General features: G+C 62.5%; 21 protein-coding genes. 8 read left to right on the top strand and 13 right to left on the bottom strand.

The window, feature by feature from the left end:
* Positions 1–10: 10 nt before the first annotated feature.
* From ACFOW6_RS13750 to ACFOW6_RS13720, 7 genes are read right to left on the bottom strand one after another with little or no spacing between them, the layout of a single operon-like run.
* Positions 11–796, bottom strand: coding sequence for a peptidylprolyl isomerase (locus ACFOW6_RS13750; RefSeq protein ID WP_382422964.1), 786 nt, complete (start codon positions 794–796; stop codon positions 11–13).
* Positions 793–1,491, bottom strand: coding sequence for a respiratory nitrate reductase subunit gamma (gene narI, locus ACFOW6_RS13745; RefSeq protein WP_382422963.1), 699 nt, complete (start codon positions 1,489–1,491; stop codon positions 793–795). Before narI ends, ACFOW6_RS13750 begins: the two co-directional genes overlap by 4 nt.
* A gap of 4 nt (positions 1,492–1,495) precedes the next feature.
* Positions 1,496–2,173, bottom strand: coding sequence for a nitrate reductase molybdenum cofactor assembly chaperone (narJ, locus tag ACFOW6_RS13740; RefSeq protein WP_382422962.1), 678 nt, complete (start codon positions 2,171–2,173; stop codon positions 1,496–1,498).
* Positions 2,170–3,702, bottom strand: a complete 1,533-nt coding sequence (narH, locus tag ACFOW6_RS13735) for a nitrate reductase subunit beta (RefSeq protein WP_382422961.1) — start codon at positions 3,700–3,702, stop codon at positions 2,170–2,172. The genes narJ and narH overlap by 4 nt, the downstream gene beginning before the upstream one ends.
* A gap of 12 nt (positions 3,703–3,714) precedes the next feature.
* Complete coding sequence (locus ACFOW6_RS13730; RefSeq protein ID WP_382422960.1) at positions 3,715–7,479, bottom strand: nitrate reductase subunit alpha; 3,765 nt, start codon at positions 7,477–7,479, stop codon at positions 3,715–3,717.
* Positions 7,480–7,501: 22 nt separating this feature from the next.
* The gene (locus tag ACFOW6_RS13725; protein WP_382422959.1) at positions 7,502–8,839 is read right to left on the bottom strand and encodes an MFS transporter; all 1,338 of its coding nucleotides are present in this window, start codon (positions 8,837–8,839) and stop codon (positions 7,502–7,504) included.
* Positions 8,836–10,236, bottom strand: coding sequence for an MFS transporter (locus tag ACFOW6_RS13720; protein WP_382422958.1), 1,401 nt, complete (start codon positions 10,234–10,236; stop codon positions 8,836–8,838). Before ACFOW6_RS13720 ends, ACFOW6_RS13725 begins: the two co-directional genes overlap by 4 nt.
* Positions 10,237–10,460: 224 nt before the next feature.
* Between ACFOW6_RS13720 and ACFOW6_RS13715 the strand changes: the two genes are divergently transcribed.
* Positions 10,461–11,249: a helix-turn-helix domain-containing protein gene (locus ACFOW6_RS13715; protein ID WP_382422957.1), complete on the top strand. Its 789-nt coding sequence runs from the start codon at positions 10,461–10,463 to the stop codon at positions 11,247–11,249.
* Between the two features lie 10 nt (positions 11,250–11,259).
* On the opposite strand, the gene ACFOW6_RS13710 is transcribed toward ACFOW6_RS13715, so the two are convergent.
* Both ACFOW6_RS13710 and ACFOW6_RS13705 read right to left on the bottom strand, forming a co-directional pair.
* Positions 11,260–12,477 carry an NnrS family protein gene (locus tag ACFOW6_RS13710; RefSeq protein WP_382422956.1) on the bottom strand — a complete coding sequence of 406 codons (1,218 nt, stop codon included), beginning with the start codon at positions 12,475–12,477 and terminating at the stop codon, positions 11,260–11,262.
* Positions 12,465–12,935 (bottom strand): RrF2 family transcriptional regulator, encoded by a 471-nt coding sequence (locus ACFOW6_RS13705; RefSeq protein ID WP_382422955.1) that lies wholly within the window; start codon positions 12,933–12,935, stop codon positions 12,465–12,467. The genes ACFOW6_RS13710 and ACFOW6_RS13705 overlap by 13 nt, the downstream gene beginning before the upstream one ends.
* Positions 12,936–13,038: 103 nt before the next feature.
* On the opposite strand from ACFOW6_RS13705, the gene ACFOW6_RS13700 reads away from it, so the two are divergent.
* The 5 genes from ACFOW6_RS13700 to ACFOW6_RS13680 all read left to right on the top strand — a co-directional run bounded on the left by ACFOW6_RS13700 (position 13,039) and on the right by ACFOW6_RS13680 (position 15,936).
* Entirely contained in the window at positions 13,039–13,509 is a 471-nt protein-coding gene (locus tag ACFOW6_RS13700; protein WP_382422953.1) for a group III truncated hemoglobin, read from the top strand.
* Complete coding sequence (gene fdxA, locus ACFOW6_RS13695; RefSeq protein WP_382422952.1) at positions 13,506–13,844, top strand: ferredoxin FdxA; 339 nt, start codon at positions 13,506–13,508, stop codon at positions 13,842–13,844. Before ACFOW6_RS13700 ends, fdxA begins: the two co-directional genes overlap by 4 nt.
* 2 nt (positions 13,845–13,846) lie before the next feature.
* Complete coding sequence (locus tag ACFOW6_RS13690; RefSeq protein ID WP_382422951.1) at positions 13,847–14,251, top strand: hypothetical protein; 405 nt, start codon at positions 13,847–13,849, stop codon at positions 14,249–14,251.
* Between the two features lie 5 nt (positions 14,252–14,256).
* Positions 14,257–14,709: a DUF4149 domain-containing protein gene (locus tag ACFOW6_RS13685; RefSeq protein WP_382422950.1), complete on the top strand. Its 453-nt coding sequence runs from the start codon at positions 14,257–14,259 to the stop codon at positions 14,707–14,709.
* A gap of 441 nt (positions 14,710–15,150) precedes the next feature.
* Positions 15,151–15,936 (top strand): GGDEF domain-containing protein, encoded by a 786-nt coding sequence (locus ACFOW6_RS13680; RefSeq protein WP_382422949.1) that lies wholly within the window; start codon positions 15,151–15,153, stop codon positions 15,934–15,936.
* A gap of 38 nt (positions 15,937–15,974) precedes the next feature.
* On the opposite strand, the gene ACFOW6_RS13675 is transcribed toward ACFOW6_RS13680, so the two are convergent.
* The 4 genes from ACFOW6_RS13675 to ACFOW6_RS13660 all read right to left on the bottom strand — a co-directional run bounded on the left by ACFOW6_RS13675 (position 15,975) and on the right by ACFOW6_RS13660 (position 18,357).
* Positions 15,975–16,214, bottom strand: coding sequence for a hypothetical protein (locus tag ACFOW6_RS13675; RefSeq protein WP_382422948.1), 240 nt, complete (start codon positions 16,212–16,214; stop codon positions 15,975–15,977).
* Positions 16,215–16,307: 93 nt separating this feature from the next.
* Positions 16,308–16,766 (bottom strand): Rrf2 family transcriptional regulator, encoded by a 459-nt coding sequence (locus tag ACFOW6_RS13670; RefSeq protein ID WP_382422947.1) that lies wholly within the window; start codon positions 16,764–16,766, stop codon positions 16,308–16,310.
* A 242-nt stretch (positions 16,767–17,008) separates the two neighbouring features.
* Positions 17,009–17,497: an Hsp20/alpha crystallin family protein gene (locus ACFOW6_RS13665; RefSeq protein ID WP_382422946.1), complete on the bottom strand. Its 489-nt coding sequence runs from the start codon at positions 17,495–17,497 to the stop codon at positions 17,009–17,011.
* A gap of 131 nt (positions 17,498–17,628) precedes the next feature.
* Positions 17,629–18,357, bottom strand: coding sequence for a GntR family transcriptional regulator (locus tag ACFOW6_RS13660; RefSeq protein ID WP_382422945.1), 729 nt, complete (start codon positions 18,355–18,357; stop codon positions 17,629–17,631).
* 169 nt (positions 18,358–18,526) lie between these two features.
* Between ACFOW6_RS13660 and ACFOW6_RS13655 the strand changes: the two genes are divergently transcribed.
* Complete coding sequence (locus tag ACFOW6_RS13655; protein WP_382422944.1) at positions 18,527–19,318, top strand: class II aldolase/adducin family protein; 792 nt, start codon at positions 18,527–18,529, stop codon at positions 19,316–19,318.
* Between the two features lie 122 nt (positions 19,319–19,440).
* Positions 19,441–21,012, top strand: a complete 1,572-nt coding sequence (locus tag ACFOW6_RS13650) for an ABC transporter substrate-binding protein (RefSeq protein WP_382422943.1) — start codon at positions 19,441–19,443, stop codon at positions 21,010–21,012.
* Positions 21,013–21,068 lie beyond the last annotated feature (56 nt).

Raw genomic sequence — 21,068 nt, 5'->3', positions numbered from 1 at the left:
ATAGCCTCTTCTACTGCACCAGGGGCGAGCCCGCTGCCTCGATCTCCAGACCCTCGATCTCGGCCTGACCGGCCAGGATCGAAATATACTGCCGCACGGCGCGGCGCCAGGTCTGTTCCTGCAGATAGGCAGCGATCGTTTCCTCGGCTTCCTCGAAAGATATCTCCTCCCCGCCTTCCCGGGCCTTCAAGTGAACCACGTGATAGCCATAGGGGGTTGGCACCGGCGTCGGGATCAGCTGTCCGGGGACTCCCTCGTACAGAAAGGTCTCGAACTCCGGCACGGTCTGGCCCTTCACGACCCAGCCCAGATCACCATCTTCCTCCTTCGAGGGACAGGCGGAATGTTCCCGGGCCAGCGGCCCGAAACGCTCCGGCGTGGCCAGCAGGGTGTCCAGCAGGTCCTGTGCCTGGGCCCGCGCGGCTTCGCGAGCGGCCTCGTCCTCGGGTGCAGCCGGCAGCAGGATATGTGCCACCTGGAAGCGGTCCGGCTTGCGGAAGCGGCTCTTGTTGCTGTCGTAGAACCGCCGGCACACCTCCCGATCCGGCTCGGGAACCTGGAGTTCCTGTTTCAGCAGGGCATCGATCTGCCGCTCTTCCTCCGTGGACTCGTCCTCTTCACCTGTCGGCGGGGGCGCCACGACCTCCTGCCGGTCGGCCTGCTGCATCAGCAGTTCGCGCACAACCAGCGCCTGGGCCGCATCCTCCCAGGCTTCCTCGCGACTCTCGGCCGGATGGTACTGCATCTCGAGGCCGATGGCCTCTTCGCTGATCTCGTTGCCGTTGACCCGGATCATCGTGCCCCTCCCGTCTTGCGGCTGCGCACCACCTGGTAGTTGCGCGTGAGATAGCCGAAGGGGGCGCTCCAGATATGGACCAGACGGCTGAAGGGGAAGACCAGGAAGACCGTCAGGCCCAGGAAGATATGCAGCTTGAACACCCAGTGCGCACTGGCCACCAGGTCGGCGGCGCCACCCTGGAAGGTCACGATCATTTGTGCCCAGGTCATGAAGGCCATCATCTGATCTCCCTCGGGATGGCCCAGCGAGATCGGGATCGAGAACATGCCAAGGATCAGCTGGACATAGAGCAGGAAGAGGATGAAGAAGTCCATCTTCGTGCTGGTGCCGCGAATGCGCGGATCGGTCAAGCGCCTGTGGATCAGCAGGGTCAGGCCGGCAAAGCACATGATGCCGAAGATGCCGCCGACAACGATCGCCATCATCTGCTTTGCGGAATGGGATATGCCCAGAGCGTCGAAGATGACGATGGGGGTCAGCAGGCCAACCAGATGCCCCAGGAACAGGCCAATGATGCCGATGTGGAACAGGTAACTGCCCCAGGCGAATTGCCGCTTGCGCAGCATCTGGCTGGAGCCGGCCCGCCAGGTATAGGGATCTCGGTCATAGCGGATCAGGCTGCCGATCAGAAAGACCGCCAGCGCGACATAGGGATACAGGCCGAAAGCGGCGTCGTTCAGGTATGCGCTCATGACTTCAGGGCTCCTGTCCCGGCATGGCCGATGGGCCTTGGTTCTGCGATCCCGCGCAGGCAGGCGCCCCCGGCCCGAAGGTCACGGGCTCCTCCTCCCAGTCGCGGTCCAGTTCGTCGAGATCCTCCGGCTCGCTGGCCATGCCGGCCAGCACGGCGGCGATCTCCTCCTCGTCCGGCTTGCGTGCGGACAGCGCGATCAGCGCGGCAAAGATAGCGGCATGGTCAGCCTCGCGCTGTCGGGCGCAGCGTTCCATGGCCGCCAGGGTGTCCACGGCATCCGCCAGCAGGGCGCGGGCCGCCTTCTCCTCGATCAGCGAGGCGAACTCGCAGACCAGCGGCAGGTAGTCGGGCAGCTCGTTGACCGCCAGCTCGAAGCCGTTCAGCTTGTAGACCGTGGACAGCGTGGTCATGGCCTCCCCCCGGCTGCGGCTGTCGCCATGCAGATGCTCGTAGAGATGCAGGGACAGCTGGCGCGAACGGTCGAAGAGGTGCACGTACTCGGCCTGCAGGTCCAGCAGGTCTTCCGATTTCAGCCGCTGAAACAGGGGCTCCAGGCCCTTGAGAGCTTGGCGGTCCAGCAGCCCCTCATGGTGCAGCACCTCCTCCATCTCGTCCAAAGCCGCGATCATCTCCGGCTCGGGATAGGTCAGCAGCAGGCCCAGGATACGGAAGGTCTTCATGACAGGCTCGCTTTCTTCAGGGCACCGCGGATTGAGTTGGGCTTGCCGAACAGCCGCACTTCGTCGCTCTCGCCCTCGGAACAGCCGTTGCCGAAGGAAAAGCCGCAGCCGCCCTGCAGGTTGTAGGTGTCCTCGGCTTCCTCGCGGTGCGTGGTCGGGATGACATAGCGGTCCTCATAGGCCGCCAGGGCCATGACCTTGTACATCTCCTCGATCTGCTCGGGCAGCAGGTCCACCTCGCCGGCGATGCGATTGTTCAGCCGTCCGTGCACATGCTTGTCCCGCATGTAGATGCGCATGGCGAACATGCGCCGGATGGCGCTCAACACCGGCTCTTCGTCCCCGGCGGTCAACAGGTTCGCCAGGTACTGCATGGGAATGCGCAGGTTCCGGGCATCGGGAATCTCGCCATCGAACCCGATGTGACCGTCCTCGGCCGCCCCCTGGATCGGCGAGAGCGGCGGCACGTACCAGACCATGGGCAGCGTGCGGTATTCGGGATGCAGCGGGAAGGCCACCTTCCATTCTATGGCCATCTTGTAGATCGGAGAGTTCTGGGCCGCCTCCAGCCAGGCATCGGGAATGCCCTGCTCGCGGGCCTCGCGGATCACCTCGGGATCGTTGGGATCCAGGAAGACGCCCAGCTGCGCCTCATAGAGGTCCTTCTCGTCCGGCGTGCTGGCCGCCTCCTCGATGCGGTCGGCGTCATAGAGGATGACGCCCAGATAGCGGATACGGCCCACGCAGGTCTCGGAACAGACCGTCGGCTGCCCGGCCTCGATGCGCGGATAGCAGAAGGTGCATTTCTCGGCCTTTCCGGACTGCCAGTTGAAGTAGATCTTCTTGTAGGGACAGCCGCTGACGCACATGCGCCAGCCGCGGCACTTCTCCTGGTCCACCAGGACGATGCCGTCCTCCTCGCGCTTGTAGATCGACCCCGAGGGGCAGGCCGCCACGCAGGTGGGGTTCAGGCAGTGCTCGCACAGCCGCGGCAGGTAGAACATGAAGGTCTGCTCGAACTGCCCGTAGATCTCTTTCTCGATGTCGCGGAAGTTGTAATCCTGGGAGCGCTTGGAGAACTCGCCGCCCAGGATCTCCTCCCAGTTCGGGCCCCAGTTGACCTTCTCCATGATCTCGCCGCTGACCAGCGAGACCGGCCGCGCCGTGGGCATGGTCGGGCTCTCCGGCGCCGTCTGCAGATGCTCGTAGGTGAAGGTGAAGGGCTCGTAGTAGTCGTCGATCTCCGGCAGGTCGGGATTGGCGAAGATCTTGGCCAGGACCCGGAAGCGCCCGCCGATGCGCGGCTCCAGCTTGCCGTTCTTCTTGCGCTTCCAGCCGCCGTTCCAGCGGTCCTGGTTCTCCCAGTCCTTGGGATAGCCGACCCCGGGCTTGGTCTCGACATTGTTGAACCAGACGTATTCCATGCCCTCGCGGTTGGTCCAGACGTTCTTGCAGGTGACCGAGCAGGTGTGACAGCCGATGCACTTGTCGAGGTTCAGGACCATGGAGACCTGTGCGCGAATTTTCATAGCGTGCTCTCCCTATTCCGCTGCCGGAGTGGTCGTGGTGCGACCGGGCAGGCCTTCGGCCTCCATCCAGTCGACGGTCTTCATCTTGCGGCAGACGACGAACTCGTCGCGGTTGGAACCGATCGTGCCGTAATAGTTGAAGCCATAGCTCTGCTGGGCATAGCCGCCGATCATGTGTGTCGGCTTGGTGACGATGCGGGTCACCGAGTTGTGGATGCCCCCGCGCAGGCCGGTGATCTCCGAGCCGGGGACGTTCACCACCTTCTCTTGAGCATGGTACATCAGGCACATGCCCTCCTTGACCCGCTGGCTGACCACGGCCCGCGCCGTCAGCGCCCCGTTGGCGTTGAACAGCTCGATCCAGTCGTTGTCCTCGATGTCCGCCTTGGCGGCGTCGACCTCGCTGATCCAGACGATCGGCCCGCCGCGCGAGAGCGTCAGCATGATGAGATTGTCGGTATAGGTGCTGTGTATGCCCCACTTCTGGTGCGGCGTGATGAAGTTCAGCACCACCTCCCTGTTGCCGTTCTCGCGCACTCCGTGCGAGCCCTTCAGCGTGCGGGTGTCGATGGGCGGGCGATAGACGGCCAGCGCCTCGCCGAAGGCACGCATCCAGGGATGGTCCTGGTAGAGCTGCTGGCGTCCGGTCAGGGTGCGCCAGGGAATCTGCTCGTGCACGTTGGTGTAGCCGGCGTTGTAGCTGACGTGTTCGGATTCCAGCCCCGACCAGATGGGTGACGAGATGATCTTGCGCGGCTGCGCCTGCACGTCGCGATAGCGAATCTTGTCGTCTTCGCGGGGCAGGGCCAGATGCTCATGCTCCAGGCCCGTGGTGCCGCTCAGCGACTCCCAGGCCTTGACCGCCACATGCCCGTTGGTCTCGGGGGCAAGAGCCAGGATCACCTCGCAGGCATCGATATCGCTGTCGATCTTGGCGCGCTCCTCGCCGCTTTGGGGATCCCGCACCGTGCCGTTGAGCTGCTTGAGGAACTCCACTTCCTCGCCGGTCTTCCAGGCCATGCCCTTGCCGCCGTTGCCCAGCTGCTCCATCAGCGGCCCCAGGGAGGTGAAGCGATGATAGAGATTGGGATAGTCGCGCTTGACCACCGTCATGCTCGGCATGGTCTTGCCCGGAATGGGATCGATCTCGCCCTTCTTCCAGTCCTTCACGTCCAGTGCCTGGGACAGCTCGCCCGGGGAATCGTGCATCAGCGGGGTCAGCACCAGGTCTTCTTCCTCGCCCAGGTGGCCGGGACTGAGCTCCGACACCTTGCGCGCCAGGCCCTTGAAGATGTTCCAGTCGGTGCGTGTCTGCCAGACCGGGTCCACGGCCGCCGACAGCGGGTGTATGAAGGGGTGCATGTCCGAGGTGTTGAGGTCGTTCTTCTCGTACCAGGTGGCCGTCGGCAGAACGATGTCCGAATACATGCAGCTGGTGGACATGCGGAAGTCGATGGTGACCAGCAGGTCCAGCTTGCCCTCCGGGGCCTCGTCGTGCCAGGTGACCTCCTCGGGTTTCAACTCGCCTTCGGCGCCCAGTTCCTTGCCCTGCACGCCGTGATCAGCGCCCACCAGGTGCTTCAGGAAGTACTCGTGCCCCTTCCCGCTGGCGCCCAGCAGGTTGGAGCGCCAGACGAAGAGGTTGCGGGGGTGGTTGCGCGGATCGTCCGGATCCTCGCAGCTCATGTGCAACGAGCCGTCCTTCAGGCGGCCGGCAACATAATCTGGCGGTTCCTTTCCGGCCTCCTTCGCCTTGCGCGTCAGTTCCAGGGGATTCTCCTCCAGCTGCGGCGAGGAGGGCAGCCAGCCCATGCGTTCGGCCCGCACGTTGAAGTCGATCAGGCTGCCAGAGAATTTTTCGCGTTCGGCCAGCGGCGAGAGTACCTCGTCCACCGCCAGCTTCTCGTAGCGCCACTGGTCGGTGTGGGCGTACCAGTAGCTGGTGCCGTTCATCTGCCGTGGCGGACGGCTCCAGTCCAGGGCGAAGGCCAGCGGCAGCCAACCGGTCTGCGGGCGCAGCTTCTCCTGTCCCACATAGTGTGACCAACCGCCGCCGCTCTGCCCGACGCAGCCGCACATCACCAGCAGATTGATGATGCCGCGATAGATCATGTCGGTGTGGTACCAGTGGTTCAGCCCAGCCCCCAGGATCACCATGGACTTGCCGTCGGTCTCCTCGGCGTTGCGGGCGAACTCGCGGGCGAGAGCAATGACCGACTGGCGCGGCACCCCGGTGATCTGTTCCTGCCAGGCCGGAGTGTAAGGGACATTGTCGTCATAGGAGGTGGCGACGGCCTCGCCGCCGTACCCGCGGTCCAGGCCGTAGTTGCCGCAGAGCAGGTCGAAGACGCTGGCCACCCAGACCGTGCCGTCCGGCGTGTCGATCCGGCGCACCGGCAGGTTGCGCTCGAGCACGTCCGCCTCCGGATTGCCCTCGAGCGGGTTGCCCTCGAAGTGCGGGTTCTCGCCTCCGCCGAAGTAGGGAAAGGCCACCGGCTTCACGTCGTCCTTGCTATCGGCCAGCGAGAGCGTCAGCTCCGTGTCCTCCTCGGAGGCGCTGCGTTCCTCCAGGTTCCACTTGCCCTTTTCGCCCCAGCGAAAGCCGATCGAGCCCCGGGGGACCACCAGCTTGCCGGTCTTGCCGTCGAAGGCCAACGGCTTCCATTCCGCGTTGTTGGACTCGCCGCCTTGATCCGCCAGGTCGCTCGCCCGCAGGAAACGATCCGGAACCAGGCGCCCCTCCTGTTCGTTCAGGCGCACTAGGAAGGGCATGTCGGAATACTTGCGGCAGTAGTCGCGGAAATAGGAGACCTCGCGGTCCAGATGGAACTCGCGCAGGATCACGTGCCCCATGGCCATGGCCAGTGCCGCGTCGGTGCCCTGCTTTGGCGACAGCCAGAGGTCGGCGAACTTCGAGGCCTCGCTGTAATCGGGCGAGATCACCGCGCTCTTGGTGCCGCGATAGCGCACTTCGGTGTAGAAGTGTGCATCGGGCGTGCGCGTCTGCGGCACGTTGGAGCCCCAGACCACCAGAAAGGTGGAGTTGTACCAGTCGGCACTCTCCGGCACGTCGGTCTGCTCGCCCCAGGTCTGCGGCGAGGAGGGCGGCAGGTCGCAGTACCAGTCATAGAAGCTGAGGCAGGTGCCCCCCATCAGAGACAGGTAGCGCGTGCCGGCGGCATAGCTGACCATGGACATGGCCGGGATGGGCGAGAAGCCGGCAATGCGGTCGGGCCCGTGGGTCTTGGCCGTGTGGATATTGGCGGCGGCGATGATTTCGTTCACCGTATCCCAGTCGGCGCGCACGAAGCCGCCGCGCCCGCGCACCTTGCGGATTTCGCGCATCTTCTCGGGGTCACCGGCGATGGAGGCCCAGGCCTCCACCGGGTCCAGGGACTTGCGCGCCTCCTGCCAGTGGCGGATCAGGCGCTTGCGCACCAGCGGATACTTCACGCGGGCGGCGGAATAGAGATACCAGGAATAGCTGGCGCCCCGCGAACAGCCGCGCGGTTCGTGGTTGGGCAGGTCAGGACGCGTGCGCGGATAGTCCGTCTGCTGGGTCTCCCAGGTGACCAGCCCGCCCTTCACGTAGATCTTCCAGCTGCACGACCCCGTGCAGTTCACGCCGTGGGTGGAGCGCACGACCTTGTCGTGCTGCCAGCGCTTGCGGTAGGCCTCCTCCCAGGCGCGGTTCTCGTGGGTGGTCACGCCATGCCCGTTGGAGAAGTCCGTCCGGGGGCGGCGGAAGTAGGTCAGCCTGTCGAGAAAATGGCTCATGGATCTCTCCTTGAAGCGCGACTTAGCAGGGGTTGGGGGCGTTGCGGCGGGCGTAGTACCACCAGTTGATCAGGATGCAGGCAGCGTAATAGGTGGCCAGCAGGTAGAAGACCTCGGTGGTGCGCCCGAAGAGCGACAGCGAGACGCCGAAGAACATGCCCATGGCGAAGGGGCCGTAGGCCGCCATGGCGCTGGTCCATCCGATCACTCCCGCTGCTTGCCGGGCCGGGAACAGCATGGGCATCTGCTTGAAGGTCGAGGCATTGCCGATGCCGGAGAAGAAGAAAATCCCCAGCATGAAACCCAGGAACAACGGGAAGCTGTCCATGGAGTCCGGCGTCAGGAAGAAGCTGACTCCGATGGCGCAGACCAGCATGCCAATGCCGGCAAACTGCGTCACCTTGGCACCTCCGAAGCGATCCGACAGGGGACCGCCCGCCACCCGCATGGCCGAACCGATGAGAGGCCCGATAAAGGCATAGAGCAGCGGGTCCAGAGACTCGCTGAAACCACCGTAGCTCTCTTTGATCAGAAGCGGGAACGTCGCCGACAGCCCCGCGAAGGAGCCGAAGGTCATGATATAGAGTATTGTCATGATCAGGCCGTGCTTCAGCTCGAAGATATCGAGCTGCTCGCGGAAATTGGCCCTTAACGGCACGCTGCGCAGGTAGAGCCAGCAGAGCGCCGAGAGCACCACGACGAAGGGGATATAAATCAGCAGCGCATTGTGCAGCCAGATCTTCTCGCCATCAGGTCCGGTCTGCGGTGCGGCGAAGATGCTGCCGAACAGGGCGAAACCTATGACCCAGGGCGTCAGGAACTGCACGATACTGACGCCAAAGTTTCCGACACCGGCCTGAATGGCCAGCGCCGTACCCTGCAAGCGCTTTGGGAAGAACAGGCTGGTTGACGGCATGAAGGACGAGAAGTTGCCGCCGCCCAACCCGGCTAGGAAGGCCAGGACCATCAGGAGCCAGAAGGGTGTTTCCGGATTCTGGACGGCGAAGAACCAACCCACCAGCGGGATCAGCAGCGACAGGGTCGAAAAGGTCACCACATGGCGCGTCCCGAAGATCGGCGTCAGGAAGGTGTGCACCACGCGCAGCGTCCCGCCGGCCAGCCCCGGCATGGAGGCCAGCCAGAACAATTGTCCGCTGGTGAAATCGAACCCGGCGTTGGGCAGGCGCACCACCAGAGCCGAGATGACGAACCAGACAATGAAGGCCATGACCAGGCTGGCCGTGGTCAGGATCAGGGTGCGCCAGGCAAACCTGCGGCCCTGATCCTGCCAGAAGGCTTCGTCGTTTGGCTCCCAGCGCTCCAGCCAGGTCTTGCTGGGCTTGGTCGTTGCCTCGCTCATGAGCGGCCTCCCGTGGCGCGCGACCAGCGCGTCGGTGTCGCGGAGGCAGTCGGGCCGTCGGACGCCGCACGACTGGGAGGCGGCGGGTTACCTGAAAGCTCGGGCAGGTACTTCGGTCCAGCCAGTTCGGGGGATTCCTGCATCTCCATGCGCCGGATGGCGAAGTGCATCCAGGTCAGCGCCACGGCAATGATGGCGAACAGCAGCATGAAGCAGCTGGTCCAGACCCCGATCAGGTCGTTCATGACACCGAAGGCCAGCGGCAGGACGAACCCGCCGATACCGCCGATCATGCCCACGACGCCGCCGACGGCACCCACGCGATCCGGGTAGTAGACGGGAATGTGCTTGTAGACGGCCGCCTTCCCCAGCGACATGAAGAAGCCCAGGATGAAGGTCAGAATCGTGAAGGGGATGAAACCTATGGCCAGCGTAAACTCGATCGGCCCCTCGATGCCATGCACCACATAGTCGGTGGCCGGATAGGACAGGAGGAAGGTGCATCCCAGGGACACCAGAAAGGTCAGGTACATGACCCGGCGTGCGCCCCAGCGATCGGAAAGCACGCCGCCAAGCACGCGAAACAAGCTACCCGGGACGGAATAGGCGGCCCCCAATAGGCCGGCGGTGACCACGTCCAGCTGATAGACATTCACGTAATAGCTGGGCAACCAGAGGGCCAGGGCCACGAAGGCCCCGAAGACGAAGAAGTAGTAGAGCGAGAAACGCCAGACCTGCAGGTTCTTGAGCGGCTCAAGCTGGGCCAGGAAGGAATCGGGCTTCTGATTGCTGGCCCGCCTGGCGGCCAACTGGGGTTCGTCGCGCGTGGTCAGAAAGAAGATGACGGCCATGGCGGCCAGGACGATGGCCCAGAGCTGCGCTACCATCATCCAGCCGAAGGACACCATGATGAAGGGGGCCAGGAACTTGGTCACTGCCGTGCCGACATTGCCCATGCCGAAGATACCCAGCACCGTACCCTGGCGCTCGCGCGGATACCACTTGGAGACATAGGTGATCCCGACGGCGAAACTGCCGCCGGCCAGACCAACGCCCAGGGCGGCGATCAGGTAGGTGATATAGCTGTCGGCCCAGGTGAGCGCCCAGGTGGCAAAGGCCGCGGCCAGCATTACCAGCGCCAGGACGCGCCGCCCGCCGTACTGCTCGGCCCAGATTCCTAGGAACAGGCGTGACAGTGAGCCGGTCAGGATGGGTGTACCGATCAACAGGCCGAACTCGGTGCTGTTCAGGCCTAGATCCTCGCGGATTTGGATTCCGATGATGGAGAAGATGGTCCAGACGGCAAAGCATACGGTGAAGGCTGTCGTGCTCATCACCAGAGCAGTGCTCTGTCCTTCAGGGGCTCTACTGCCCTGTGTGGAGGTGTTCTGTGCCATGAACCCGGTCTTTACCTCCTGTCGAATCGCGATCTCCTGCGAGGGAATCGGGAACAGGATAGGAAAGACCGGGGCTTACGCCTTGATCTGAATCAAACGGGCATGAAGGATAGCTGCTGTCCACAAACAAGCACATTATATGCTTGTTTGTGGACAGCAGCTGTAGCTTCCTCTACGCTCCATTGGTGGGAGAGAGCGAATAACTCGCCGATGAAGTGATCGATATGCAGCGATCTGTCCGCACCCTGGGCGTCAGGAATGGTGGTACGGCCACAGCGTCCTCGATCCCGGCTTTTGTGCCGGAAACGATGGGGGAGGCCTGTACCGGAGAGAGATGTTATAGATGTGACGTCCGATCCCAGTCGCTGTGCAGCTCGTTACCCATAAGCGAACTGGGTTACCTTGACCGCATTGCCCGGCGCCAACATGGTCCAGCCGGCGCCACGATGATCCACGATGGCGCCCCCATGAACTTCGCATGCAACATCACGCGCGGGGCTGTTCGCCTGAGTCGCCTCATGTCCGATGGACGGCGGCAGGTCACTGGCTTTCTGTTTCCCGGTGATTTCCTTGGCCTGACTCGCCGTCAAAACTTTCCCTTCAATGTCGAAGCCATCACGGAGACCGAGTATTGTCTCTTCGGGCTCAATGAGCTCGACACCCTGGCACGGGACTATCCGGATTTGCGACAGCAGCTCCTCGAGATGGCCTGTCGCGAACTGGATTCAGCACAGGACCAGATGCTGTTGTTGGGCCGAAAGTCGGCGCTGGAGCGGGTCAGCTCCTTCCTGCTGGACGTATTTCGGCGCCAAAATCGGTGGCAGGGCACCGACAATATCGTCACTCTTCACATGCCCCGTGGGGATATTGCGGATTATCTGGGACTGACCATCGAAACGGTCAGTCGCACTCTGACCCGCTTACGGCAGGACAGGATCATAGATATCCGGGAAACCTACAGCGTCGAGATCCTGACCCCACAAGGGCTCCAGGAGCTCACGGGCAATTCCTGACGCCGGCGGGTTATCCTGGCCGTCCATCCACACGAGGCCGGATCAGGAACGGGCCATAGACCACCACGAACAAAGCGAACGCCCCGATCCAGGCGGCACCCGACAGGACCAGCGTGGCCTGATAGATCGCCGGATCCAACACCGGCAGCAGGACCCTGAGCAGCGCCGCCCCCAGAACCAGGACGTAACAGAGCACGGTCAGCTTGCCGGCCACGATCGCCCGGCCCGTATGGCCTAGCGTGGCCCGGGTCATGACGGCCAGGATCATGGTCGCGAAGGCTCCGATCGTGATGGCGTGCAGCCAGGCCGAAGCGATAGGAATCGCCCAGACCAGCCACATCCCCTTCAGCAGCAGGCCGACGGGCACCCAAAGAAAGCCGGCATGAAGGATCCAGACGATGGGGGCATTCCATGCCCGCCAGCCCTGCCAGCAAGCCAGGCGGGCGCCGGTGAGCAAACCGGCTATCAAGGCGGCCCAGCCGGTCACTCGGCTGCCTGCCACGACCAGGTCCAGCAGCAGGACGGCGAGCAGGGAGACCAGCGTCAGAACTTCGAGCCAGCGCGGGCTCTCAAGAGAGACCTCTGTTCCGCGCGCCTTCAGATAATTGCGTGTGAAGGCGGGGATGATCCGGCCTCCAAGCATTGCAAGAACCAGCAGCAGGGTGTTGATCGCCAGGAATATCCCCATCCGGGCGGTTGCCTGGGTTGCGCCAAGCTGCTCCAGATGGAACAGCAGGTTGCCGCTCCAGAAGACCAGGAGCAGCACGGGGAACACGGCGTTGCGGCGGCTGCGGGCACGGATGAGCCCCGGCAGCACCGTCAGGACCAGAAGCGGGAAGAATGCGAGATCGACGAGAGCGGCCCAGGCCGGTGGAAGCGGCAGGTAGGGATTGAGGGCAAGCCGCCCGCCCAGCCAGACCAGGGCCAACACGACCAGGCGCCAGCCGGAATAGCCGCCTTCCCCGGTCCAGTTGGGCGCCGCCGTCAGCAGAAATCCGGCCATGGCGGCCGCGGCGAAGCCGAACACCATCTCGTGTGCGTGCCAGTCCATGGCCGACATGAAGCCGACCGGCCAGCTTCCGCCACTCAGGGCATGCAGCCAGATCAGAAGGGCCAGCAGTGCATAGACCCCGGCCCCCAGGAAGAAGGGCCGAAAGCCGTAGGCAAATAGCGCGAAGCCGCTCGCCGTCCGGAGAGGGCGGCTGTCTTCGGTTTTCATGGCCGCCATGACGGGCCCTCCTCGCTGTCTTGAACCGACGTCATCATGCAGGCACGCAGCAACTCTGGCTGCCGCGTCAGGTCAGCCAGGCTGTAGCGATCCAGAACCGCCAGGAAAGCCTGCAGAGCCTCCTGCAGGACACCCTTCAGCTGGCAACAGGGCGAAAGCACACAGGTGTTGCGCTCGGCGTCGAAGCATTCGACCAGGGCCAGGCTCTCCTCGGTTGCCCGGATGACCTCCCCCAGCGAGATGTCCTCGGCGGGCCGGCCCAGCTGCAGACCGCCCTTGCGGCCCCGGAACGTCAGGATCAGGCCGTGCTGCCCCAACTCATAGGCGATCTTCATCAGGTGATTGCGCGAGATTCCATAAGCGTCGGCCACCTCCTGGATTGTCACCATGCGCTCCGGATCGAGCGCCAGGCGCATGAGCAGGCGCAGCGCATAATCGCTGTAGAAAGAGAGCTGCATGATGACTCCGAAAGATGTATACGAACTATTGCTTTTCTCGGGACGGCACTATAACGTCCCAGGATAAGAAGTACAGAGTATACTTATTAAAAGAGAGGTTCCAATGCACCCTCATCCGGACAGCCCTGCCGCGAAGGATCCGGCCGAGACCACATCCCGGACGCCCATCACGGAGGCGCTGATCGAGCGTCTGGTCCGCGACTTCCATGGCAGGATTCGTCGCGACCCGGTTCTGGGTCCGCTGTTTCTCGAGGAACTCGACCATGACTGGGACGCGCACCTGGAGCGGATGTGCGCCTTCTGGTCTTCCGAGATGCTGGGCACCGGCCGCTACCGAGGCCGCCCCATACCGGCCCATCAGAACATACGCACCATCCGTCCGGCCCATTTCGACCGCTGGCTGGGGCTCTTCCGGCAAAGCGCCTTCGCGGTCTGCGAACGAACCGTGGCGCTGGCCTTCGTGGATCGGGCCGAGCGGAGCACCGAAACCCTGAAGTCTACCGTTTTCCAGCGGGCCGACCTGGCCGTCCCCGGCGCCTTGCGCGCAATCGCCGCGCAGGAGGTCCGGCCATGACCTATGTGGTGACGGACGCCTGCATCAGGTGCAAGTACATGGACTGCGTCGAGGTCTGTCCCGTGGACTGCTTCTACGAAGGCGAAAACATGCTGGTGATCTCGCCCAGCCAGTGCATCGACTGCGGCGTCTGCGAACCGGAATGCCCGCCCGAAGCCATCCATCCGGACAGCGATCCCGGCATGGAAGGATGGGTCAAGTTCAACGCCGAGTATGCCGAGAAGTGGCCCAACATCTTCATGAAGAAGGACCCGCCGACGGATGCGGCTGAGTGGGACGGCGTTCCTGACAAGTACCCCGCACAGTTCAGCGAGGACCCCGGAGAGGGAGATTGAGCATGACTGTTCCCCTTCGAGACAGGCACGATACCTCCTCGTCTAGGGACCAGGCGTCGCGCGAACTTCACCCAGGATTTTTCCGGGTGGTGATTATTGCGTGGCTGTGGTTGATCGTCGCCTTCTGGTCGGTTTTCGCCGGAGATCCGCAAAGCGCCTGGATGGTGACGATCAGCACGGCCTTCTTTGGAATGTACTTCGGACTCTCCGCCATCCTGATAGGACTCCAGCGTGATCGGGAGCCTGTGCACAAGGGCTTCCTCACCTACCTGAAGGGCCGCATGGACATCTTCACCGGTCCCGTCAGCGGCCGCGGAGCCCTCGTTCAAGTGGCGATCATCCCCATCGCACTGGCCTTGGCCGGAACGGGCATGGCGGTGGTGCTGGCCTTGGTGCGCGGAAGCTAGGCGGAATGAAGTCTTCCTGGAGCGCACTTGCCCGGCTGGTCCTGCCAGTCTTCTGGATTGGCCTTCTGGTCGGGGTTTCCTTTCTCGCCACACCGGTCAAGTTCCAGGCCCCATCGCTTGACCTGCCGGTTGCCCTGGACGTCGGACGGGTGACATTCGCCCTGTTCAACCGTGTGGAATGGGTGATGGTTCTGATTTCCGCCGTTGTGGCGCTGGTTTCCGGCTTTCCGCGCAGGTGGTCCTTGTTGCTGGGCCTGGTGATCATCCTGCTGGCACTCGAAACCTTCTGGCTGCTGCCGGAACTGAACGAGCGCGTTCGCACCATCATCGCTGGCGAGATACCGACTCCCTCAAATCACCACATGCTCTACGCAATAGCGGAAACGGGTAAACTCCTGGCTCTTTTAGGTATGTTCATAGTGACAGCGCTGCGGTTTCCTTCCCTGCACTGCAGGTAAACTTCAAAGCTTACCTTTATCAAGGAGATCACAGACCCTAAGCTGCCATAATTTTGTCTGAAAATGACTCTTCTAGCAGCTTCCGAAATATAATATCATGGAATTATGGGAGGCGCAGGCAAAAGAAGAGAAGAAAACGCGGAAACAAGGTACAGGGAAATACAATCTATTTCCTTAAAGCATTATCTTTATGTAATATCTTCTTCTGCAATAGTATTATATTTAATATTTTTTACCCTTGTAACGTATATATACAGTGAAATAAATTTATATGTATTTGCAGTTTACTTAATACTGACACTAATTTTTTCTTTATCTATTTTTATATCAAGGAAGTATAAAAATTATAATATACTCAATATAACAAGTTTTTTATGCACTATATCTGCATTAATTGGAATTACTCTTATATATGTATCCATAGGAAATCTTGACAGGCTTTTGGCGGGTATCTTCATCATACTTATTGCAGCCGTGCAGCTCACCACTGGATATAAGTTTATACTCGCCGCTACGACTTCAGTCCTGGTGTTTCCGAACCTCGCCCTACTGCCACATGACGTTCCCCTTCAATACAAACTCATAATAAACGTATACCTGCTGACTGGCGCCATACTCTATGCGACTGTCAGTGTCGCCAGGGTCAAGCGCCTGAAACAAATCGCCAAGCTGGAGACGGCCTTTGCAGAACAGCAGGAAGAAACGGAGCGCCTGGCCCGTGTGGACGCCCTTACCGGGTTATGGAATCGACGTCACTTCTTTGAGCTGACCAAGAGGGAAATCTACAGAGCCGGCCGCGAGGGCACTCTTCCAGGAATCCTTCTGGTCCTGGACATCGACCACTTCAAGAATATCAACGACAGCTTCGGTCATGCCTGCGGGGATGAACTGCTGAAGCATCTTGCACGCACCTGGACGGGGACGCTTCGGGAAAGCGATATCCTCGGTCGGATCGGCGGCGAGGAGTTTGCGATCATGCTTCCTGCAACCGGCATCCTCGAAGGAGAGCAGGTGGCTGAACGAATTCGTCAAGCCGCCAAAGGGGAGGCGGTCTGTTTCAACGGCTTTTCATGCAGCGCAACCGTCAGCATCGGCGGTGTCGTGATCCAGCAGGCGGAAACGATCGATCACGCCCTGAGCCGTGCGGACAGGCTGCTGTACGAAGCAAAGAACAGCGGCCGCAACTGTGTAAAGCTGCAGGATGATGCGCCGGTTAGCCAGGGATAGTCGGCAAGGCGTGTGCGCTGTCCCGCCCCCTGAAACGACTATTGCTCCACCTCTGGAGTCTCCTCCTCATGGAGCTTGAGAATTTCCAGGAGCTCGGCCACGCGCCCTGTCGGAAAGTGACGCCCCTCGTTGATCAGGGCCTCGTCATTATTCAGCCAGGCATGCGCCTCCTGCAGTTCCGCCTCGCTGGCGCCGGTTGCCACCAGTTCGGCACTGATCGTATTGTCGACGGGGCCCAGAACACGGGTCACAGCCTCACGGGTCAAGGGCGTACGCATATCGTCACCTCCTTCTCGGCCAGACAAGGTTCACGGAGAGGGCGCGGGCCTGCCCCCTTCCACCTGCAACAGGTGGGGCCCCTCGTCTCGGCTTCAAGCCGCCGTATCGGACGGTGAGTTGGACAGCCCCAGCAGGCTGCGCAGCTGCGCCGGCTGGGCCGTGATATCGGCCAGTGTATAGCGATCGAGTTCGGCCAGGAACGCCGCCAGCGCCTGGTTCAGCAGGCCGCGCAGGCGACAGGCCGGCAGGATGGCACAGCTCTGGTTGGCTGGATCGAAGCATTCGACCAGGTTCATGTCCTCTTCGGTGAAGCGAACAACCGCACCCAGGTTGATCTCCTCGGGCGAATGCGCCAGCAACAACCCGCCCCGCCGGCCGCGCAGGGTGTGAATGAAGCCGGCCTGTCCCAGGCGGTGCGCCACCTTCATCAGGTGGTTTCTCGAGATGCCATAACGCTCCGCCGATTCCTGGATGGTGGCAGGTTCGCCCTGCTTGGCCGCCAGGAGGATCAGCAGCCGAAGGGCATAGTCCGTGTGCATGGTCAGGCGCATTTTAAACTCCGGAAGAGGCTCGCGTGAAAGGATCGCTGAGGTAGCTGGCCCGGGCTGCTCTCATCCGGGCCATGTCAGCTTGCCTGAAGTGCAGTCCTGTTTGTCCTCGATCTATATAGGTCTGTTCGGGATTTTTCCAGAAACCACCCCGGGTAATACAGGAGTCCTGCAAAGAAAAGCCGCACCGCGGGATTTGCCTCGTCCCCGCGGTGCGGCACGTGGGTCCGGTCAGGCCGACCGCATCAGCCCTTGCCGATCGGGATGCGGCGGCTCTGCTCCTGGGCCTTCTCCGACTTCGGCACCGTGATCTCCAGCACGCCGTTGCGGAACTGCGCCTTCACCTCGTCCGGGTTGACCTCCCAGTCGAGGGGGATGCGGCGCTCGAACCGGCCGTAGTGGAACTCGCTGAAACGGCGTTCATCATCCTTCTCCTCGTGCTGCTTCTCGCCCCGGATCACGAGAGCATTCTGCTCCAGCGACAGTTCCACGTCCTTCTCTTCCAGGCCCGGCAGCTCCGCGGACACCTGCAGTTCCTTGTCGGAGTCCTTCAACTCCACGCGCGGCCAGCTCTCGCCATTACGGAACAGGGCCGGCGCGGCAAAGCCGTTGAAGGTGTCATCGAACAGGCGGTTTATCTCGCGCTGCAGACCCAGGAAGGGGTCGCTGCCGCGCTCCGTCGCCAAGGGCCTGTCGGTTGTGCGGGTGCGGGGGATCAGATCACGTACGCTCATGTTTACCACCTCCTTCAAATTACCGTTCAAATGAAGCAGGTCGCTTGTCCTAAGGCATTGCACCTATCATGGCGCCTGACACCAAAATACATAGTTCGCAGCAACTTAACGTCAACACCCCGGGCCGCGACTCATGCGCCGGCATCCGTCACCTCGTCCCCGGCTGCAGTCTGGCCGGCATCGTCGTAGCGGCGGCGCAGCTGTTCCCAGGCCACCCCGATGTGCCAGTCCATCTCGCGCGCGATACGCTCCTTGTCACGGGCCTGCAGGGCGTCCAGCAAGGGGATATGGGCATCGGCCAGGCGCTGCGGATCATCGAAGATCTGCTCGATCAGCGCGATGATCAGGCGGATTTCGTCGGCCAGGTCGGTGAAAACGCGCAGCAGGCGCCGGTTCCCGGACAACTCGCAGATCAACAGATGGAAGCGCAGATCCTCCTCCACCGTCCGCGCCACGTCGCCTTCTGCAGCCGTGGCACGCAGCCGCTCCAGCTGCTGCGTCAGGCGCGCCAGATCCGCCTCCTCGGCGCGTTCGATCACCAGGTTCGCGGCATAGGTCTCCAGGTTGATGCGCAGGCCATAGATATCGTCCAGTTCGCCGACCGTGGGGCAGCGCACGGTAAACCCCCGCCCAGGGCTGGCCACCAGCAGGCCGCGCTGTTCCAGCAGGCGTGCCGCCTCGCGCACCGGCGCGCGGCTGACTCCCATCTCCCGTGCCACGGCGGCCTCGACGACCCGGGCGCCGGGTTTCAGGCGCCCCTCCGTGATGGCGGCATAGAGCTGCCCGGCCACCTGGCCGACCAGGTCGCTGCGCGCGATCTCCCGAAAAGTGATGCCGTTTTCGCGCTGGGGAAGTACCATTCCGCGCCTCCTTGACGACAAGGACTGTAAAAGGCCCTTGTGTCGATTGTCGACAAGTTTTGCTTTGACCCGGAAAAAGGGCGTGATACCGTTTGCCCCGTTCAAAGCCGCAAGCAAGAACAGGATCGCGGATCACGCGGCCGACCGGAGGCTGAAGGGGAGAGAGTGCATGCAGGTTGCGAAGGAGCAGGACCATCCGTCGGAGGTCTCCCGGAGCAGCGACGAGCTTCGGCTGCGCCGCGATCTGGCGGCGGCCTATCGGCTGGTCGCGCATTTCGGCATGGACGACATTATCTATACTCACATCTCCGCGCGCCTGCCCGGTCGACATGATCGGTTCCTGCTCAACGCCTACGGCCAGCGCTTCGATGAGGTCACAGCGTCCAGCCTGGTTACCGTGGATATGGACGGCCAGGTGATCGAGGACCCCTGCAACCTGGGAATCAACCCGGCCGGCTTCACGATTCACTCCGCCGTGCATGCCGCGCGCCCGGACGTGGTCTGCGTTCTGCACACCCACACGGTCTCTGGCGTCGCCGTCTCCTGCCAGGCCGACGGGCTGCTGCCGCTCAACCAGTGGTCCCTGCAATTCCATGACCGTATCGCCTATCACGACTATGAGGGCATCGCGCTGGATCACGAGGAGCGCCAGCGCCTGGTGGCCGATCTCGGCGAACAGTATGTCATGATCCTGCGCAACCACGGCACGCTGACCTGCGGACGCAGCGTCAGCGAGGGCTTCAAGCTGATGTACAATCTCGAGCGCGCCTGCCGGGCCCAGCTGGCCGTCCAGGCCAGCGGCGCCGAGCTGGTGCTGCCGGACCCCGCGGTCCGCGAGAAGACCGCACGCCAATACGAGCGCTTTTACGAGAAACTCGAAACCGACGGCACCGTAGCGGACAGCGAATGGGACGCGTTGCTGCGGCTGGCCGACACGCACTGCCCGGGCTATGCTGCCTGAGGTGGGCCAAGCGATTCCCGCCAGGGAAAGCAAGCGGCGCCAAGACCGCGACGAACCGGGGCCGAACCCCGGAAAATGAACACGAGAGACAACAGGGATTCACAGTCTAGAAGGAGAAGACAATGGCCTCTAACAAGAGCCTGAAAGCCGCGGCTGTCGCCAGCGTCGCCACGCTGGCCCTCGTTGCCGGCCCGGCGCTGGCAGAGGAGCCTAAGCGCGGTGGCACGGCGAACGTCGTGATCCAGCCGGAACCCCCCAGCCTCGACCTCGGCATGGTGCAGAACGCCCCGACCCAGATGGTTGCGGGCAACATCTTCGAAAGCCTGCTGAAGTACGACCACGACCTGGACCCCATCCCCAACCTGGCAACGGATTGGGAAGTGAACGAGGACGGCACGGTCTATACCTTCAACCTGAAGGAAGGCGTGAAGTGGCATGACGGCGAGAATTTCACCGCCGAGGACGTGATCTTCTCCATGGACGAGATGCTGCGCGAGACCAACCCGCGCCTGCGCGTCAACCTGGAGCACGTGGAGAAGATGGAGGCGCTCGACGATTACACCGTGCGCTTCACCCTGAAACAGCCCTTCGGTCCCTTCCTCGGCCTCTTCGAGGTCGGAACGGTTCCCATGTGGCCGGCCCACATCTACCAGGGCACCAATTATCAGGAGACCGCGGACGACAACCCGCCCATCGGCACGGGTCCCTTCAAGTTCGAGGAATGGGACCGTGGCACCTACATCCACCTGGTGCGCAACGACGACTACCACGTGGAGGGCCAGCCCTATCTCGACGAGATCTACTGGCACGTGATCCCCGATGCCGCATCGCGGGCCGTGGCCTACGAGAACGGCGAGATCGACATCCTGCCCGGCGGCTCCATCGAGAACTTCGACGTGCCGCGCCTGGCCGAGATGGACAACACCTGTATGACCACAAAGGGCTGGGAATACTTCGCACCGCTGGCCTGGATGTGGCTCAACAATCGTGAAGCACCGCTCGACGACAAGCGGGTGCGCCAGGCGATCATGTACGCCATCGACAAGGAGTTCGCCCAGGAGGTGGTCTGGAACGACCAGGGCCGTGTCGCCACGGGTCCGGTGAACTCGGTGACGCGCTTCTACACCGACGACGTGAAGGACTACTCCTACGATCCGGACAAGGCGAAGGAACTGCTGGAGGAGGCCGGCTACGACGGCGAGGAGATCCGCCTGCTGCCCCTGCCCTACGGCGAGACCTGGCAGCGCTGGGCCGAAGCCGTGCAGCAGAACCTGGAGGAAGTCGGCATCAACGTGGACATGGAGGCCACGGACGTCGGCGGCTGGAACCAGCGTCTCAACGAGTGGGACTACGACATGGCCTTCACCTACCTCTACCAGTACGGTGATCCGGCCCTGGGCGTGACCCGCAACTACATCTCCGACAACATCGCCAAGGGCTCGCCCTGGAACAACGTCGCAGGCTACAAGAACGAGCGTGTGGACGAGCTGGCCGAGAAAGGTGCGGTCGCCTTCCCGGACGAGAAGCGGGCCGAGATCTATAAGGAGATGCAGCAGATCCTGGTCGAGGATGTGCCCGTCGCCTGGCTGCTGGAGCTGGAGTTCCCGACCATCTATCGCTGTGACGTCAAGAACCTGGTGACCACGGCGATCGGCGTGAACGACGGCTTCGCGGACGCCTGGCTCGACCGCTGATCCTTCCTTCCAACGGCGTTCCCTCTCCCTCACCGGAGGGAGAGGGAACGTTCGCA

Origin of the sequence: Fodinicurvata halophila, from assembly GCF_042651425.1 — a bacterium.
Classification (GTDB): domain Bacteria; phylum Pseudomonadota; class Alphaproteobacteria; order Kiloniellales; family DSM-21159; genus Fodinicurvata; species Fodinicurvata halophila.
Note: the sequence above shows the minus strand (reverse complement) of the source record. Positions and strands in the feature narration are given on the sequence as shown.